Origin of the sequence: Streptomyces sp. NEAU-W12 (assembly GCF_026242095.1) — a bacterium.
Classification (GTDB): domain Bacteria; phylum Actinomycetota; class Actinomycetes; order Streptomycetales; family Streptomycetaceae; genus Streptomyces.
The window spans coordinates 301,289-317,793 of record NZ_JAPJDM010000002.1; the positions used below are offsets into that span (position 1 = coordinate 301,289).

General features: G+C 71.9%; 16 protein-coding genes and 2 pseudogenes. 14 read left to right on the forward strand and 4 right to left on the reverse strand.

All coding sequences use genetic code 11. From position 1 onward, the window contains the following. Positions 1–142 precede the first annotated feature (142 nt). The 10 genes from sufD to dapD all read left to right on the forward strand — a co-directional run bounded on the left by sufD (position 143) and on the right by dapD (position 8,680). Entirely contained in the window at positions 143–1,360 is a 1,218-nt protein-coding gene (gene sufD / locus ORI94_RS03570) for a Fe-S cluster assembly protein SufD (RefSeq protein ID WP_266072285.1), read from the forward strand. Further along, positions 1,357–1,674 (forward strand): non-heme iron oxygenase ferredoxin subunit, encoded by a 318-nt coding sequence (locus tag ORI94_RS03575; RefSeq protein ID WP_042166271.1) that lies wholly within the window; start codon positions 1,357–1,359, stop codon positions 1,672–1,674. The genes sufD and ORI94_RS03575 overlap by 4 nt, the downstream gene beginning before the upstream one ends. 7 nt (positions 1,675–1,681) lie before the next feature. Further along, the gene (gene sufC, locus ORI94_RS03580; protein ID WP_266072288.1) at positions 1,682–2,446 is read left to right on the forward strand and encodes a Fe-S cluster assembly ATPase SufC; all 765 of its coding nucleotides are present in this window, start codon (positions 1,682–1,684) and stop codon (positions 2,444–2,446) included. Continuing rightward, entirely contained in the window at positions 2,443–3,714 is a 1,272-nt protein-coding gene (locus ORI94_RS03585; RefSeq protein WP_266072290.1) for a cysteine desulfurase, read from the forward strand. The genes sufC and ORI94_RS03585 overlap by 4 nt, the downstream gene beginning before the upstream one ends. Positions 3,715–3,724: 10 nt before the next feature. Continuing rightward, positions 3,725–4,189, forward strand: a complete 465-nt coding sequence (sufU, locus tag ORI94_RS03590) for a Fe-S cluster assembly sulfur transfer protein SufU (RefSeq protein WP_042166278.1) — start codon at positions 3,725–3,727, stop codon at positions 4,187–4,189. After that, a complete protein-coding gene (locus tag ORI94_RS03595; protein ID WP_266072292.1) occupies positions 4,186–4,518 on the forward strand; it encodes a metal-sulfur cluster assembly factor in 333 nt (110 codons plus the stop codon). Before sufU ends, ORI94_RS03595 begins: the two co-directional genes overlap by 4 nt. Before the next feature lie 129 nt (positions 4,519–4,647). Further along, positions 4,648–4,968, forward strand: coding sequence for a DMT family transporter (locus tag ORI94_RS03600; protein ID WP_266072295.1), 321 nt, complete (start codon positions 4,648–4,650; stop codon positions 4,966–4,968). Next, complete coding sequence (locus ORI94_RS03605; protein ID WP_266072297.1) at positions 4,968–5,510, forward strand: TetR/AcrR family transcriptional regulator; 543 nt, start codon at positions 4,968–4,970, stop codon at positions 5,508–5,510. Before ORI94_RS03600 ends, ORI94_RS03605 begins: the two co-directional genes overlap by 1 nt. A 283-nt stretch (positions 5,511–5,793) precedes the next feature. Next, positions 5,794–7,605, forward strand: a complete 1,812-nt coding sequence (locus tag ORI94_RS03610) for an acyl-CoA dehydrogenase (RefSeq protein WP_416237763.1) — start codon at positions 5,794–5,796, stop codon at positions 7,603–7,605. An 85-nt stretch (positions 7,606–7,690) separates the two neighbouring features. Beyond that, positions 7,691–8,680 carry a 2,3,4,5-tetrahydropyridine-2,6-dicarboxylate N-succinyltransferase gene (gene dapD / locus ORI94_RS03615; RefSeq protein ID WP_042166287.1) on the forward strand — a complete coding sequence of 330 codons (990 nt, stop codon included), beginning with the start codon at positions 7,691–7,693 and terminating at the stop codon, positions 8,678–8,680. Positions 8,681–8,891: 211 nt separating this feature from the next. Here the strand turns inward: dapD and ORI94_RS03620 are convergent. After that, positions 8,892–9,705: pseudogene (locus tag ORI94_RS03620) on the reverse strand (CocE/NonD family hydrolase); the annotation flags it as partial. A 76-nt stretch (positions 9,706–9,781) separates the two neighbouring features. Beyond that, positions 9,782–10,714 carry an RNA polymerase sigma-70 factor gene (locus ORI94_RS03625; protein ID WP_266072300.1) on the reverse strand — a complete coding sequence of 311 codons (933 nt, stop codon included), beginning with the start codon at positions 10,712–10,714 and terminating at the stop codon, positions 9,782–9,784. 177 nt (positions 10,715–10,891) lie between these two features. On the opposite strand from ORI94_RS03625, the gene ORI94_RS03630 reads away from it, so the two are divergent. Further along, entirely contained in the window at positions 10,892–11,380 is a 489-nt protein-coding gene (locus tag ORI94_RS03630) for a carboxymuconolactone decarboxylase family protein (RefSeq protein WP_266072556.1), read from the forward strand. A gap of 5 nt (positions 11,381–11,385) precedes the next feature. Here ORI94_RS03630 and ORI94_RS03635 read toward each other — a convergent pair. Then, positions 11,386–11,532 (reverse strand): annotated as a pseudogene (locus ORI94_RS03635) (4-hydroxy-tetrahydrodipicolinate synthase); the annotation flags it as partial. 122 nt (positions 11,533–11,654) lie between these two features. On the opposite strand from ORI94_RS03635, the gene ORI94_RS03640 reads away from it, so the two are divergent. Next, positions 11,655–12,143 (forward strand): phage holin family protein, encoded by a 489-nt coding sequence (locus ORI94_RS03640; protein WP_416237764.1) that lies wholly within the window; start codon positions 11,655–11,657, stop codon positions 12,141–12,143. After that, a complete protein-coding gene (locus ORI94_RS03645) occupies positions 12,140–12,523 on the forward strand; it encodes a DUF3618 domain-containing protein (protein ID WP_416237765.1) in 384 nt (127 codons plus the stop codon). Before ORI94_RS03640 ends, ORI94_RS03645 begins: the two co-directional genes overlap by 4 nt. A gap of 100 nt (positions 12,524–12,623) precedes the next feature. Here ORI94_RS03645 and ORI94_RS03650 read toward each other — a convergent pair whose 3' ends face one another. After that, entirely contained in the window at positions 12,624–14,450 is a 1,827-nt protein-coding gene (locus ORI94_RS03650) for an endonuclease/exonuclease/phosphatase family protein (protein WP_266072302.1), read from the reverse strand. Positions 14,451–14,868: 418 nt separating this feature from the next. Here ORI94_RS03650 and ORI94_RS03655 point away from each other — a divergent pair, with 418 nt between their 5' ends. Continuing rightward, positions 14,869–16,302 (forward strand): hypothetical protein, encoded by a 1,434-nt coding sequence (locus ORI94_RS03655; protein ID WP_266072304.1) that lies wholly within the window; start codon positions 14,869–14,871, stop codon positions 16,300–16,302. The last annotated feature ends 203 nt before the right edge of the window (positions 16,303–16,505 follow it).

The window sequence follows — 16,505 nt, forward strand, 5'->3', positions numbered from 1 at the left end:
GCGGCGGGGGGGGGGGGGGGGCGGCCCCCCCCCCCCCCCCCCCCGGGGGGCCCCCCCCCCGGGCCCGCGGGGGGGGGGCCCGGCTCGGCCCGCCCCGTCGGACAGCACACGCCTTACTCAGAAAGAGAGCACTACGACAGCCATGGCTGAGGCTCAGAATTCCCCCACCTCCGGCTTCGCTGCGGCGGGGGGACCCCTACCGGTGGGCTCCACCACCGCCGGCTCGATCGCGGTGGCCGCGGAGTCGACCGTCGCCACCCGTATGAGCGCGCCCCCGTCCTTCGACGTGGCGTCCTTCCCGGTCCCGCACGGCCGTGAGGAGGAATGGCGCTTCACCCCGCTGGAGCGTCTGCGCGGCCTGCACGACGGCACCGCCGTCGCCACCGCGGGCGTCAAGACCGTCGTCGAGGCGCCCGAGGGCGTCCGCGTCGAGGCCGTCGGCCGTGAGGACGCGCGGCTCGGCCGGGCGGGCAAGCCGGTGGACCGCGTCGCCGCGCAGGCGTACAGCGCCTTCGAGCAGGCCTCGGTCGTGACCGTGCCGAAGGAGACCGTGCTCACCGAGCCGATCCGCATCGCGGTGCACGGCGACGGTGGCACCGCCTACGGCCACCAGGTGATCGAGCTCGGCGCCTTCGCCGAGGCGGTCGTCGTCATCGACCACACCGGTGACGCGGTGTTCGCCGCCAACGTCGAGTTCGTCCTCGGCGACGGTGCCAAGCTCACCGTCGTCTCCGTCCAGGACTGGGACGACAAGGCCGTGCACGTCGCCCAGCACAACGCCCTCGTCGGCCGCGACGCCTCCTTCAAGTCCGTCGTCGTCACCTTCGGCGGCGACCTGGTCCGGCTGCACCCGCGGGTCGCCTACGCCGGCACCGGCGGCGAGGCCGAGCTGTTCGGCCTGTACTTCACCGACGCCGGCCAGCACCAGGAGCACCGCCTCCTGGTCGACCACAACGTCCCGCACTGCAAGTCCAACGTCGTCTACAAGGGCGCGCTGCAGGGCGACGACGCGCACGCCGTGTGGATCGGCGACGTGCTCATCGAGGCCCGGGCCGAGGGCACCGACACCTACGAGATGAACCGCAACCTCGTCCTCACCGACGGCGCCCGTGTCGACTCCGTGCCCAACCTGGAGATCGAGACCGGCGAGATCGTCGGCGCCGGCCACGCCTCCGCGACCGGCCGCTTCGACGACGAGCAGCTCTTCTACCTGATGGCCCGCGGCATCGCCGAGCAGGACGCCCGCCGTCTGGTCGTCCGCGGCTTCTTCGCCGAACTCGTCCAGCAGATCGGCGTCCCGGACATCGAGGAGCGTCTGATCGCCAAGATCGAGGAGGAGCTGGAGGCGTCGGTCGCATGACCTTCCAACGTGCCTGCGGGCTGAGCGAGCTGGAGGAGGACACCCCGAAGCGGGTGGAACTCGACGGCACGCCGGTCTCCCTCGTACACACCGGGGGCGAGGTGTTCGCGATCAACGACATCTGTTCGCACGCGAACGTCTCCCTCTCGGAGGGCGAGGTCGACGACTGCCACATCGAGTGCTGGCTGCACGGCTCGCGCTTCGACCTGCGCTCGGGCAAGCCCGACAGTCTTCCGGCCACGCGCCCCGTCCCCGTATACCCCGTAAAGATCGAAGGGGACGACGTGCTCGTCTCCCTCACCCAGGAGTCCTGAGGCACCCATGGCAACGCTTGAAATCCGAGACCTGCACGTCACCGTCGAGGCCGACAACGCCACGAAGGAAATCCTCAAGGGCGTCGACCTCACCGTGAAGCAGGGCGAGACGCACGCCATCATGGGCCCCAACGGCTCCGGCAAGTCGACCCTCGCCTACGCCCTGGCCGGTCACCCCAAGTACACCGTCTCCGGCGGCAGCGTCACCCTTGACGGCGAGGACGTCCTGGAGATGTCCGTCGACGAGCGCGCCCGCGCCGGCCTGTTCCTCGCCATGCAGTACCCGGTCGAGGTCCCCGGCGTCTCCGTCTCCAACTTCCTGCGCACCTCCGCCACCGCCATCCGCGGCGAGGCCCCCAAGCTGCGCACCTGGGTGAAGGAGGTCAAGGAGACCATGGAGCGCCTCCACATGGACCCCGCCTTCGCCGAGCGCAACGTCAACGAGGGCTTCTCCGGCGGTGAGAAGAAGCGCCACGAGATCCTCCAGCTGGAGCTCCTCAAGCCGAAGATCGCGGTCCTCGACGAGACCGACTCCGGCCTGGACGTCGACGCGCTGCGCATCGTCTCCGAGGGTGTCAACCGCGTCCGCGAGTCCGGCGAGGTCGGCACCCTGCTGATCACGCACTACACGCGCATCCTGCGCTACATCAAGCCCGACCACGTCCACGTGTTCGCCGAGGGGCGGATCGCCGAGTCCGGCGGCGCCGAGCTCGCCGACAAGCTGGAGAACGAGGGCTACGAGGCATACGTGAAGGGTGGCGCATCCGAGTGACACAGCTGCCGGGCCTCCTCACCGAGCCCAGGCTCCTTGGCGAGGCGATCCGCAAGGACTTCCCCATCCTGGACCGCCAGGTCCACGACGGCCGGAAGCTCGTCTACCTGGACAACGCGGCGACCAGCCAGAAGCCGCGCCAGGTGCTGGACGCGCTCAGCGAGTACTACGAGCGCTACAACGCCAACGTCCACCGCGGTGTGCATGTGCTCGCCGAGGAGGCCACGGCGCTGTACGAGGGTGCGCGCGACAAGGTCGCGGAGTTCGTCAACGCGCCCTCGCGCGACGAGGTGATCTTCACGAAGAACGCCTCGGAGTCGCTCAACCTCGTGGCGAACATGCTCGGCTGGGCCGACGAGCCCTACCGGGTGGACCACGAGACCGAGATCGTCATCACGGAGATGGAGCACCACTCCAACATCGTGCCGTGGCAGCTGCTCGCGCAGCGCACCGGCGCCAAGCTGAAGTGGTTCGGCCTCACCGACGACGGCCGCCTCGACCTGTCCAACATCGACGAGGTCATCACCGAGAAGACGAAGATCGTCTCCTTCGTGCTGGTCTCCAACATCCTGGGCACGGTCAACCCGGTCGAGGCGATCGTGCGCCGCGCCCAGGAGGTCGGCGCCCTGGTGTGCATCGACGCCTCCCAGGCCGCCCCGCACATGCCGGTGGACGTACAGGCCCTCCAGGCCGACTTCGTGGCCTTCACCGGCCACAAGATGTGCGGCCCGACCGGCATAGGCGTCCTGTGGGGCCGCCAGGAGCTGCTCGAGGACCTGCCGCCGTTCCTCGGCGGCGGCGAGATGATCGAGACCGTGTCGATGAGCTCGTCGACCTACGCGCCGGCGCCGCACAAGTTCGAGGCGGGCACCCCGCCGATCGCCCAGGCGGTCGGTCTCGGTGCAGCGATCGACTACCTGTCGGCCATCGGCATGGACAAGATCCTCGCCCACGAGCACGCGCTCACCGAGTACGCCGTCAAGCGGCTGGCCGAGGTACCGGACCTGCGCATCATCGGCCCCGACACGGCCGAGGACCGCGGCGCCGCGATCTCGTTCGCGCTGGGTGACATCCACCCGCACGACGTGGGCCAGGTCCTCGACGAGCAGGGCATCGCGGTCCGGGTCGGCCACCACTGCGCGCGGCCGGTCTGCCTGCGGTACGGAATTCCCGCGACCACGCGAGCGTCGTTCTACCTGTACTCCACACCGGCCGAGATCGACGCACTGGTCGACGGCCTGGAGCACGTACGGAACTTCTTCGGCTGAGGGGCTGGGCGTGAAGCTTGATTCGATGTACCAGGAAGTCATCCTGGACCACTACAAGAACCCGCACGGACGGGGCCTGCGGGACGGCGACGCCGAGGTGCACCACGTCAACCCGACGTGCGGCGACGAGATCACGCTGCGGGTGAAGTACGACGGCACGACGGTCAGCGACGTCTCCTACGAGGGGCAGGGCTGCTCCATCAGCCAGGCCTCCGCCTCCGTGCTGAACGACCTGCTGGTCGGCAAGGACCTCGCCACGGCGCAGCGGATCCAGGAGACCTTCCTGGAGCTGATGCAGTCCAAGGGCAAGATCGAGCCGGACGACGCGATGGAGGAGACCCTGGAGGACGCGGTCGCGTTCGCCGGGGTGTCCAAGTACCCCGCCCGCGTCAAGTGCGCCCTCCTGAGCTGGATGGCGTGGAAGGACGCGACAGCCCAGGCCCTGGGCTCCGACGCCGAAAGGACAACGGCATGAGCGAGACCGTGGAGATGAAGCCGGCCTCGGAGGAGGAGCTCCGTGAGGCCCTGATGGACGTCGTCGACCCCGAACTGGGCATCGACGTCGTCAACCTCGGCCTGATCTACGGCGTGCACGTCGACGACTCCAATGTGGCGACCGTCGACATGACCCTGACGTCCGCGGCCTGTCCGCTGACCGACGTCATCGAGGACCAGGCCAAGTCCGCCACCGAAGGCCTGGTCAGCGAGCTGCGCATCAACTGGGTCTGGATGCCGCCGTGGGGCCCCGACAAGATCACGGACGACGGCCGCGAACAGCTGAGGGCACTCGGCTTCAACGTCTGAGACGTTTGCCCGGCACCGGTTTTCCCGCAGAACGGCGACACCCGACACGGGTGTCGCCGTTCTGTGCACGCGGGATGTCGCATACGCGTTCCGCACCCGGCCGCCGGGCCGTTGTGTACGCTCGTACACATGGGATACCTGCTGCTCGCCGGGGCGATCGCCGCGGAGGTGGGCGCCACCACCGCCATGAAGTACAGCGAGGGCTTCAGCAGGCTCTGGCCCTCGCTGCTGACCCTGCTCGGCTACGTGGTCTCCTTCACCCTGCTCGCGCAGACGCTGCGCACCCTCTCCATCGGCACCGCGTACGCCATCTGGGCGGGGGTGGGCACGGCCGCCATCGCCGCGATCGGCGTCATGTTCATGGGGGAGGGCCTCACCGTCGTCAAGGCCACCGGGATCGCGCTGATCATCGTCGGCGTGGTCGTGCTCAACCTCGGCGGCGCGCACTGATGGCCCGGCGGTACGACCCCGAGCGGCGCCGGCGGATCATCGACGCGGCGATCCGCGTCGTCGGCAGGAGCGGCATCGCGGGGCTCAGCCACCGCAGCGTCGCCGCCGAGGCCGACGTGCCGCTCGGCTCCACGACGTACCACTTCAAGACCCTCGACGAGCTGCTGGTGGCCGCGCTGCGCCAGGCGAGCGAGGGCTTCGCCCGGGCCGTCGCCTCGCGCGGCGGCCTGGGGGACCCGGGTACCGACCTGGCGGCCGAACTCGCCGGTCTGCTCGGTGAGTGGCTCGCGGGCGATCGCACCGGCGTCGAGCTGGAGTACGAGCTGTATCTGGCCGCCCTGCGGCGCCCCGCCCTGCGCCCCGTCGCCGCCGAGTGGTGCGAGGGCGTCACCGGTCTGCTGTCCCGCCGCACCGACCCGGTCACCGCCCGCGCCCTGGTCGCCCTGATGGACGGCCTCAGCCTCCAGACCCTGCTGACCGGAACGCCGTACGACGAGGAGTGCGCGCGGGAGATGTTCGGCCGGATCCTGCCCGGGGAGTGAGGGGGCGTCGGTCCGCTGCCCTGCCCGGGCCCTCTCCCCGCAGGAGGCCGGACCACCGCACGCGGGGGCCGGGCCGGCCGCGGTGTCAGTGCCATGGCCTACGGTGACACGTGGCCGGCGAGAACATCTCCTGGTGGGGGCGCGGCACTTCACCCGGCGCACGTCCGTTCCGTCTCCATGTATCGCGGTGCCGGAGGAAGGGTAGATTCCACCTCCCGCGCCCTTCCAATCGTGTCGATGATCATGATGCGACGATGTGACCACAGCAGTAACTTGTGCCCCTGTGATTGACACTCAGCTCTCTCGCCAGCAGGACGTGTCCGACGAACTCGCCACCGCACTGTTCGGTACCCGTGCCGCGAGTCTCCACCACCCCTGGAAGCGGCTGTTCAGCTCTGCACCGTTCTCCTACCAGGAGGGTCTCAGTCACGAAGAACGCATCCGGCTGTCGTACGAGCGTCTGCGTCTGGTCAACGACGCCATCGACCACCCGTCGGTCTTCGCGGCCGACCCCGCCGCGCTGAGCGCGATGCACGAGTGGGCCGGCGTCGCCGACGCCGGCATGGCGACCTGTGCCAGCATCCACTACAACCTCTTCCTCGGCAGCCTCCTCGATCACGACCACGACCAGCGGGACCTGACGGAGTATCTGCGGATGGCCCGCGTCGGAACGTTTCTGTGCACCGAACTCACGCACGGCAACGATGCCGCCCAGATGGAAACCACCTGCACCTTCGACCGGGCCACCGGCGGCTTCGTCCTCCACACCCCCCGCCCCGAGGCCTGCAAGTGGATGCCCAACACCAGCCCCGTGGGCGGGCCCAAGGACGCCGTGGTCGCCGCCCGCCTCCTCGTCGACGGCCGGGACCTGGGCGTCTTCCTGTTCCTGACCCCGCTGCACGACGCCCAGGGCACACCGATGCCCGGCATCGAAATACGCCGCCTGCCCCGGACGGCCAGCAGCCCGGTCGACCACTGCGCCACCACCTTCGACCGGGTCGACCTGCCCTACACCGCACTGCTCCAGGGCGACCACGGCCGCCTCACCCCCGACGGTCGCTTCACCAGCAGTCTCGGCAACCCCCGCAAACGCTTCCTCCGCTCCATCGGACGCGTCACCATGGGCAAACTCTGCATGAGCGGCTACAGCCTCGGCACCACCCGCCACGCCCTGACCGTCGCCACCCACCACGCCCACAACCGCCACACCTCCGGCATGACCAGCGGCCACAGGGTGCCGCTGTTCGCGCACCGCAGCCACCACGCCCCGCTGCTGGAGGCCACCGCCACCGCCTACGCCGCCACCCTCCTGCAACGCGGCGTCACCCAGCAGTGGGCACAGGCGACGGACGACGACCTGCAGGACTGCGAACGGCTCATCGCCGTCACCAAGGGATGGATCACCTGGCAGGCCCGCGCCATCATGACCGAATGCCGCGAACGCTGCGGCGCCCAGGGCCTGATCCTCGCCAACGGCATCGCCGGCCAGCTCGCCGCGAACGAGGGCACCATCACCGCCGAAGGCGACAACAAGGTCATCTGGGTCAAGGCCGCAGGCGAAATGCTCCTCGGCGGCTTCGCCCCGAAACCGGCCAGTGAGATCCCCCCGGGGCAGCGTGGGCTGGAGGACCCGCACCACCTGCAGGACCTCCTGACGGACATCGAGCGGATATGGCACGAACGGGCCCGCACCCGGCTGCGCGGCGGCCGGCCCCCCTCCCCCCTGGCCCGGTGGAACGCCACCGTCACCCCCGCCCTCCAGCTCGTCGACGCGCACGCCCACCGCCTGGCCGGCGACGCCCTCCTCGACGCGGCCACCCGGGCCGGCACCGCGGCGGCCCGGCAGGTCCTCACCGACCTGCACCGGCTGTTCACCCTGCGCCGCGTCGCCGCACACAGCGGTGACCTGCTGGCTCAGGGGCGGCTCACCACCGACCAGGTGCAGCAGCTGCCCGACGCCGTCGAGCATGTCGTCGCCGCCCTGGAGCCCCACGCGCTGACGCTGGTCGGAGGGTTCGACGTGCCGGAGGAACTGCTCCACAGCCACCCCGTGCTGCACGCCGACACCCCGGAAGTCCTCGTCCCGGCACAGTGACCGCCGGCAGGGAGGCCCCGCCCGGCACCCGAGACGGCGCGGCACCGGTTCGCATCGCCGGGGCCGCGCCGGTTAGGTTGCCCTCATGACCGACTCGACTGCTCAGAGCACCACCGGCGCGGTGGCCGCCGGCCTCGCCACCCTCACCGCCGACGGAACCGTCCTCGACACCTGGTTCCCCGCCCCCGAACTCGCCGCCGCGCCCGGCCCGTCCGGCACCGAGCGGCTCTCCGCCGAGCGCGCCGCCGAACTCCTCGGCGCCGGCGCGAGCGCGGCGATCGGACCGGACGCGCGCCGGGGCGTCGAAGTGGTCGCGGTCCGTACGGTCATCTCCTCGCTCGACGAGAAGCCGACCGACGCGCACGACGTCTACCTGCGTCTCCACCTGCTCTCGCACCGTCTGGTCAAGCCGCACGGCCAGAACCTGGAGGGCATGTTCGGCTTCCTCGCGAACGTCGCCTGGACCTCGCTCGGCCCCGTCGCCGTCGACGACGTCGAGAAGGCGCGGCTGAACGCCCGCGCCGAGGGCCTGCACCTGGCCGTCACGTCCATCGACAAGTTCCCCCGGATGACGGACTACGTCGTCCCCAAGGGCGTCCGCATCGCCGACGCGGACCGGGTCCGCCTGGGCGCCCACCTCGCCGCGGGCACCACGGTCATGCACGAGGGCTTCGTCAACTTCAACGCGGGCACCCTCGGCACCTCCATGGTCGAGGGCCGCATCTCCGCGGGCGTCGTCGTCGGCGACGGCTCGGACATCGGCGGCGGTGCCTCCACCATGGGCACGCTGTCCGGCGGCGGCAGTGTGATCATCGCCATCGGCGAGCGCTGCCTGGTCGGCGCCGAGGCGGGCGTCGGCATCGCGCTCGGCGACGAGTGCGTCGTCGAGGCCGGTCTCTACGTCACCGCCGGCACCCGCGTGACCATGCCCGACGGCGAGGTCGTCAAGGCCCGCGCGCTGTCCGGCGCCTCCCACATCCTCTTCCGCCGCAACTCGATCACCGGCACGGTCGAGGCCCGCCCGAACAACGCGGTCTGGGGCGGCCTGAACGACGTCCTGCACAGCCACAACTGATCACCGGTGTCCGCCTGCCGTGCGGCGGCCCCGGCGGCCGACGCCACTCCCGTCGAGCTGTCCACGGCTGTCGGCACCGGCCGACGTCGAGCGCCCTTCCCGCCTCCGGACCGGCCGGGGAGGGCGCTCGCGCGTGAGCACCGCATGAGGCTTTTCCGGTCCGGCAGGATCACCTCTCCGGACATCGAGCCGGACTGCCGGCTCCGGCGCGTCAGCCGTTCTCCGCAGGGCCGAGCCGGGAACCGCGGGCCTGCACCGCAAGCGTCAGCGCCGGGACCGGGTGGAGCGTGAGGTGCACCGGCGCGCAGGCGGTGGCGTCCACCGGCGACTCCCCGTTGCCGGGATTCCGGGCGTAGCGGGGGCGGGCGCCTCCGCTGATCCGCCGGCGCATGCGGTGACCGACGGCGAAGCGGTGGGCGGCAGGACCCATCGGCACGGTGATCCGCACGGTGATCCGGGACGGCTCCTGCCCGGCCGTCCCCAGCCGGGCCGGTCCGTCACAGACGTTGACGGAGCGGCCCTGCGCGTCCACGTCGCACGGACGGGTGAAGACGTCGGCATGACCGGTGTCCGTCGGGACACCCAACCGCGCTGAGACGGACCCGAGGACGTCCAAAGGCCCGGTCAGCGGCGGACCGGTGAACGTCGGTACGTCGGGCCCCGGGCCTCCGGGGCGCCGTTGTCGCGAGGACGTTCTCCAGGCGTAGCGCACCGTGCGTGTGGAACAGGGCGTAGGGATCGCGCGGCCCCACCTGCACCACCATTGCCCTCAGCTCCGGCGGCGGATCCAGGGCAAGGGCCCATTGCCCGCAGCCCGGGGCCGGCGGCCCCCGGTGTCCCGTCGAACCAGGGCTGCCCGCACAGCCAGGACACCGTGGCCCGGCCGTCGGCGGCCTCGTTGCGCCACAGGTCGAACGCGCCCCCCGGACCGCCGGTGCCGCGACAGCCCTGCAGGACCACGTGAGAGCCCTGTCCGGCGAAGAGCGGACCGTCCATGGGGACCACGGCAGCCCCCTGCCGTACGGGCCGTCGCCGTGGCCGTCGGACTGCTGTCCGTCGTCCTGCCGGGCCGGTGGCTGATGAGGACCCCGGAGCGCGGCCTCAGCGGCTCAGGGCCGTCTCCCGGCGCATGTGGGAGAGCTTCTCCGGGTTGCGTACGGCGTAGAGGCCGGTGACGAGGCCGCCCTCGACGCGGACCGTCAGGACGGTGTCGAGTTCGCCGTCGACCCGCAGGAGCAGTGCCGGGCGGCCGTTGACCTGGGCCGACAGGAACGACGCACCGTCGGGGATCCTGCCCAGGCCCGCGGCCAGCAGACGGGCCACCTTGTCGGCCCCGACGACGGGCCGCAGGACGGCCTGCCTGACACCGCCGCCGTCGCCCAGCAGGACGACGTCCGGTGCCAGGATGTCGAGCAGGTCCCGGAGGTCTCCCGTCTCGACCGCCCGGCGGAACGCGTCGAGCGCCTTCCGGGAGTCCGCCGACGACACGTGTGCGCGCGGCCGGCGGGCCGCCACGTGGGCGCGTGCGCGGTGTGCGATCTGGCGGACCGCCGCCGGTTTCCGGTCGACGGCCTCCGCGATCTCGTCGTACTCCAGGGCGAACACCTCGCGCAGCACGAACACCGCCCGCTCCGTCGGCGTGAGCGTCTCCAGCACCAGCATCATCGCCGTCGAGACGCTGTCGGCCAGTTCCACGTCCTCCGCCACGTCGGGCGTGGTGAGCAGCGGCTCGGGCAGCCACGAGCCCACGTAGGACTCCTTGCGGCGGCCGAGCGTACGCAGCCGGTTCAGCGCCTGGCGCGTGGTGATCCGGACCAGGTACGCCCGCCGGTCCCGCACCGTGCCGAGATCGACCCCCGCCCACCGCAGCCAGGTCTCCTGCAGCACGTCCTCCGCGTCGGCGGCCGAGCCCAGCATCTCGTAGGCGACCGTGAACAGGAGACTGCGGTGGCCGACGAACGCCTCGGTGGCGGCATCCGGTCCGGCGCCGCCCGCGGGGCGCCCGGCCGTGGGCTCGCTTCGTTCGCTCTTCACCAGACGCTCCTTCGCTCGCGACCACGTCGTGCGCACAGGACACCGGCCCCCGCGGTCCTGTGACACCTGCCCGTCATGGCTCGTGTCACAGCACGGTTCCGTCACACGAGGCCGGCGGCCGGCATCCCGTGTTCGTCCGGTACGACACCACGGGTGAGCACGAGTGAGGACGACACCATGGATGCCCGATTCGACCTGTCCGCCGACGAACTCGGCCTCACGTTCGCCGAGCGGTTCGCCGGCGCCGGCCTGCTGATCCAGCAGTCGCCGCTGCCCCGGTCCGCACAGGAGCTGGTGTCGCTGCGCGCCAGACAGATCAACGGCTGCGGCCACTGCGCCGACCTGTACACCGAGGAGGTCGCTGCCGCCGGTGAGAGCGCGGTCCGGCTCGACCTGGTGACCGCCTGGCGCGAGTCCACCGTGTTCACCGAGGCCGAGCAGGCCGCGCCGGCCCCCGCCGAGGAGGGCACCCGGCTCGGCGACGCCCACCACGGCGTGTCCGACGAGACCTGGGCCCGGGTGCGCAAGCACGACGACGACGACGACCGGACCGCGGCCCTGGCCGCCCTGGTCACCCTGGTCAACGCGGCCGACCGGCTCGCCGTGATCGTCCACCGGAAGGGAGGGGCGTACGGGCCGGGCATGCTCGCCCACGCTCTCGACTGAGGGGGGCGCGCGGCGCCGTCCGGGTCCGGGGCGCCGGCGGGGGTGAAGGGCGTGACCATGGCGCAGAGGGCACGGCCGAAGGGGGACGGGGACGCGGATGGGGGCGAAGAGGGGAACGGGGCGGTCGCGGGGATGGTCCCGGTGTGGTCCATGCGCAGCTCTGCTTATGTCTGCTACCTGCTTTTGGTAAGCATGGCTAATCGGTAGCGGCTCGGGATAAGAGCGGCACCGTCCGGGTACCCGGACTGTCCCGACCGAGAGGAGGCGGAACGCCGTGACCGCAACCATCGAGCAACGTCCGGCCCGCGACGCACACAGCCGTGACCGGCAGAGCCGCGAGTACAGCGGTGACGCACGCGTACGCGATGGCCACAGCCATGACGAGCACAGCGTGGGTGAACTCGTCGGACAGGCCACCGAGCAGGTCTCCCGGCTGGTACGGCAGGAAGTGGCCCTGGCCAAGGTGGAACTGGCCGAGAAGGGCCGCCGGGCCGGAATCGGCGGCGGCATGCTGGGCGGCGCGGGTGCCTTCGCCTACGCGGGCCTGCTCGCGGCGGCTTTCACCGGGGGTGCCGTTCTCTCTCTCGTCCTGCCGGTGTGGGCGGCGGCGCTGATCGTCACGGCCGTGCTGTTCGTGATCGCCGGCGTGCTGGCCCTGGTCGGTCGGGGGCAGTTGCGGAAGGCCACCCCGGCGACGCCGGAGCGGGCCCTGGACAGCGTGAAGGCCGACGTGGAGGAGATCAAGGGAAGGGCACACCGATGACGCGGGACGTGAACGGCGTGAACGCGCCTGCGAAGACGGTGGGTTCCGGTTCCGGGGCCCACATCGAGGCCGAGGTCGAGCAGGGTGCCGCCCGCGGGGCCAAGGGGCCGGACGAACTGCGGCGGGAGATCGAGCGGACGCGACACGAACTCGGTGACACGGTCGAGCAGTTGGCCGGGAAGATGGATGTCAGGGGGAACGCGATGGCCCGCGTGGAGGACCTGCGCGACAGGGCCGGGGCGATGACCGTGCAGCTGCGGAGCAACGCCTCGCAGGTCCGGCTGGCCGGGACGCGCAAGCCGTGGCCGGCGGTGGTCGCCGGCGGGACGGTGGCCGGACTGGCGGCGACGGCGGTGCTGCGGCGGCGCGGCGCGCACTGACGGCGGACCGGGTCGGGCGGGCACGGCCGGGGGCCGGCCGGGCGGGAACGCCCGGGCGGCCCCCGGCCGGTACGGGTGTACGGCGGCAGGCATGTACGCCCTACGGGCGGAAGCGCAGGATCTGCGGGTCGTGGTCGCTGATCTGGTCGTGGAACTCGCTGTTGATGTGCACGCTGTCGTACGTGAACGCCCCGCCGCGGCGGATCGACGGGCTGATCAGGATCTGGTCCAGAACCTGGCTGTTGCCCTGGTAGACGTACGAGTAACGCTCGCTCCTCGGCAGGGACCTGACCGCCGACCAGAGAGTGCCCCGGCCCTCGAGGATCCTCGTCGTCGCGGAGAACTCGAAGTCGTTGATGTCGCCGAGGACGACGACGTCCGCGTTCTTCTGGACGGCGAGGATCTCCGCGGTGAAGTCGTGGACCTCCTTCGCCTGGAGGTGGCGCTGCGTCTCCGAACCGCGCGACGGCGGCTGGTACTGCGACGTCAGGGCCTGGTCGCCGCCCTTGGAGGCGAAGTGGTTGGCGACCACGACGACGGTGCGGCCGCGGAAGGCGAACTCGCCGGCCAGGGGCTTGCGGCTGTCCTCGAACGCCTCGGACCGCGGGGCGACGCGGCCGGGGGAGACCGTCAGGGCCGCCTTGCCGCGCACCTCGGTGACGCCGGTGGCCGTCGTGGCGTCGCCGCCCGCGCGGTCGGTGAAGGAGACCCGCTCCGGGTTGAAGAGGAACACCTGGCGGATGTTGCCGCCCGGCTGGCCGCCGTCGGTCCTGTCGGCCGGGTCGATCCCGCGCCAGTCGTAGCGCGGGCCGCCCGCCGCCTCGACCGCGTCGATCAGCTTCGTCACCGTCAGGTCGGCGGCGACCGTGCCGTCGTCGGTGGCGCCGTTGTTGTCCTGGATCTCCTCCAGGGACACGATGTCGGGCGACCTCAGGTTGCCCACGATCGCCTCGGCGTGCGCGGCGAACGTGCCGTCGGACGGGTCGAGGTTCTCCACGTTGTACGTGGCGACCGCCAGTTCGCCGGGGCGCTGCGCGCGGGTCGACTCGCGCCGCAGGTTCCCGCTCTCGAGCGTGCCGAGTTCGCCGGCCACCAGCGTGTAGCCGCCGTACTGGTTGAAGTCCAGCGGCCCCGTGGTGGTGCCGGCGAGGGTGTCGCCGACGTCGGCGTCGGGGAAGTCCGCGGCCCGGCCCAGGGACTGGATCTGCAGACGCCCGGTGTTCTGGGCTCCGTAGGAGCCGTAGACCGTGCCGCCGCGGTGGTTGCGGTTCTCCCACGGCTTCACCGTGACCCAGAGCTCGGTGTACGGGTCGGTGGCACCGACCACGCGGGTGTCGGAGACCTGGACGTTCATGCCCTCGAGGGACTCGTAGAAGTCCAGGGCGTAGCGGCCCGGACGCAGCGGCAGGGCGTTGACCGAGCCGTTCGCCGCGCTGTCCCCGGCCGGGGTGTAGGCGGCGGGGACGGACCCGGCGTCGATCCTGGTGGCGGCCGGGACCGGGTTGCCGCCGGAGACGACGGTGAACGTGGCGCGGGTGATCTCCGTCAGCGCCTGGTTGCCGGAGGACGTGCCGCCGGGGACGTACTCCGTGACCGTGCCGGAGACCGTGACGGCATCGCCGACGGCGACCCCCTGGGGGGTCGAGCCCGTGTGGACGAAGACGCCCTCACTGGTGGCCGGATCGGCGTCCGGAGCCGGATCCTGGATCCAGAATCCGCGGGACGAGCCGTAGGTGCGGACGCCGGTGACGATTCCGGCCACATCGGTGACCTGCTGTCCGACGTAAGGAGACATCCGGGTGGTGCCCTGGATGTCGTGGATGCGTACGGACTCCGCGTGCGCGGGCGAGGTGAGGACGATCGTGGACGCCGCGCACACGGCGGCGACGGTGAGCGCGGCGAGACGCGCGGACGACTTGCTCGGCAACGGATTCCCTCCGGGAACGTGATGAGTGCCGGGACGAGGGTGGAAGAACGTGCGACGTGCTGGGACGGCGGGAGCGGTTCGGACCGGTGGGACTGGTGGGACCGAGGGGACGTGTGGGGCGGGCCGGACAGGTGTGACGCGCGTAGAGGGCGCGGCCCCGTGAGCCCCGCGGCTACCCCCAGGATGCCTCCGCGAAAGGCGTCCGTGGGTGGATTCCGCTCCGGCGAACAACTGTCCGCCGACTTCTACGCGCGTCAATCTCCAGCCTGGCCGGGCCACTTGTCAAGGTTTCGGCCATGTGCAGAGGCGGGGGCAGAGGTGAAGCGGGCGGACCGGGTGGAAATCCGTCTAGGCTGAGCGGCTGAGTCGTAGAAGGCGCCGAGGTCAGGACCTGGGTCTTTCCGGAGGAGAACAGCCGATGTCAGACAGCTCCATGCCGCCGGCGCGGCTGCACCCCGAAGCGGAGCTGGCGCGCGAAGCACTGTCCACGCCGTTGCTGTCCCGGGCCGCCCGGCTCGCCCGCTGGGCCGGGCCCGGAACGCGGGTCGACGCCGGCGCCGGACTCGTCGACGAGCAGCTGCCCGCGGCGGCCGAGGCGCTCGGGCTGAGCGGCGAGGACGCCACCGCCGACGCCAGTGCCGCATGGCGCGTCGCCGTGGACGCCGGGCTCGTCGACGTCGTCGACGAGGAGGAGGGCACCGTCACCGCGGGCGCCGACCTGGCGCTGCTCACCGGCGGCTCGCCGCAGGACGTCCTCGCCGTGTGGCTCGCCGCTCTGGAGACGGTGCTCGCCGACGCGAGCGTGCCCGACCTGGACGGGCTCGTCGACGCCCTCGCCGCCGGGGACGGCTCCGGCGAACTCGACCTCTCCTCGGTCGACTGGGATCCGGACGCCGAGGCGGAGTTCCTCGACGAGGTCCTCGGCAACCTGTATCTCCTGACCGCCGGCGAGGCGGAGCCCGTCGGCCCGCCGGTGCCGCTGCCCGCGCTGGCCGCCTCCGTGATCGTCCCCGACGACATGCCGGAGCCCACCAACGCCATGCTCCAGCAGGTCTCCGACGCGATGATGCGGCTGGACGACCAGTTCCGCCTGCTGGAACCGGCCGGACTCGTGGAGTACCAGCCGGTCGACGAGGCGCTGCTGGCCGAGGGCGACGAGGAGCCCGCGCCGCCCCAGGACGACACCGACGTCACCCGCTACGGCGTGGTGCGGCTGACCCCGCTCGGCCTGTACGGGCTGCGCGCCCGCCTGCTGGAGGCCGGGTTCGACGCCCCGGCGGTCGGGGACCTCACGGACAAGGGCGCCGACGCGCTGCTCGACGGCACCTCCGTGTTCCCGGCGGCGGCGGCCCACGCGGAGACCGAGCAGTGGCTCGCCCGCCGCGAACCCCTCGCCGCGGCCCGGGAACTGCTGGCCGCCGCGCGCGGCACCGACGGGAACGCGCCGCTGCGGCGGCTGCAGTGCCAGCAGGCGCTGTCGCTGGTCGGCCCCTCGGCGGAGCCCGCCCTGCGCGAGGTGCTCGACGACGCGGAACTCGGCGGGCTGGCCCGGGTGTGGCTGACCGAGCACGGGGCGACGGACGTACCGCCGCCCTCCGAGGCCATGGTCTTCTGGCTGACCGTCGACACGGTGGCCGCACAGCTCTCGGCCGAGGGCAACTCCGAGGAACTGCAGGCCCTGGTGGAGGGCCTGGCCCGCCAGCACAGCGGCTTCTTCGACACTGCCTGGCGGGTGGAGCACCCGGCCACGGCGGACGTGCTGGAGGCGATGGGACGGCTGCACCCGGACAAGGCGATCGCCAAGGCCGCACGCAAGGCCGCCTTCAAGGCGCGCTCGCAGCAGGGGAGCTGACGCGCGACAGGGGAGCCGACGCGCGGCACGGGGAGCCGATCGGACGGGCGGGTGCCGCACACCGGTCGGCGGGCAGGGCGGGCAGCCGTGCGCGGCCACCGAAGTGACCGCGTGCGGCCCACCGGCGTGTTCGCGCGAGTGCACCGACGTGGCCGCGCGCGGTTCACCGAAGCGGCCGCCGGGGAGCCCCGCGGAGTTCAACC

What these genes read in the sequence shown, in the direction of transcription:
- sufD (WP_266072285.1), top strand. Translation starts at nt 143, where the DNA reads ATGGCTGAGGCTCAGAATTCCCCCACCTCCGGCTTCGCTGCGGCGGGG.
- ORI94_RS03575 (WP_042166271.1), top strand. Translation starts at nt 1,357, where the DNA reads ATGACCTTCCAACGTGCCTGCGGGCTGAGCGAGCTGGAGGAGGACACC.
- sufC (WP_266072288.1), top strand. Translation starts at nt 1,682, where the DNA reads ATGGCAACGCTTGAAATCCGAGACCTGCACGTCACCGTCGAGGCCGAC.
- ORI94_RS03595 (WP_266072292.1), top strand. Translation starts at nt 4,186, where the DNA reads ATGAGCGAGACCGTGGAGATGAAGCCGGCCTCGGAGGAGGAGCTCCGT.
- ORI94_RS03600 (WP_266072295.1), top strand. Translation starts at nt 4,648, where the DNA reads ATGGGATACCTGCTGCTCGCCGGGGCGATCGCCGCGGAGGTGGGCGCC.
- ORI94_RS03605 (WP_266072297.1), top strand. Translation starts at nt 4,968, where the DNA reads ATGGCCCGGCGGTACGACCCCGAGCGGCGCCGGCGGATCATCGACGCG.
- dapD (WP_042166287.1), top strand. Translation starts at nt 7,691, where the DNA reads ATGACCGACTCGACTGCTCAGAGCACCACCGGCGCGGTGGCCGCCGGC.
- ORI94_RS03630 (WP_266072556.1), top strand. Translation starts at nt 10,892, where the DNA reads ATGGATGCCCGATTCGACCTGTCCGCCGACGAACTCGGCCTCACGTTC.
- ORI94_RS03645 (WP_416237765.1), top strand. Translation starts at nt 12,140, where the DNA reads ATGACGCGGGACGTGAACGGCGTGAACGCGCCTGCGAAGACGGTGGGT.
- ORI94_RS03655 (WP_266072304.1), top strand. Translation starts at nt 14,869, where the DNA reads ATGTCAGACAGCTCCATGCCGCCGGCGCGGCTGCACCCCGAAGCGGAG.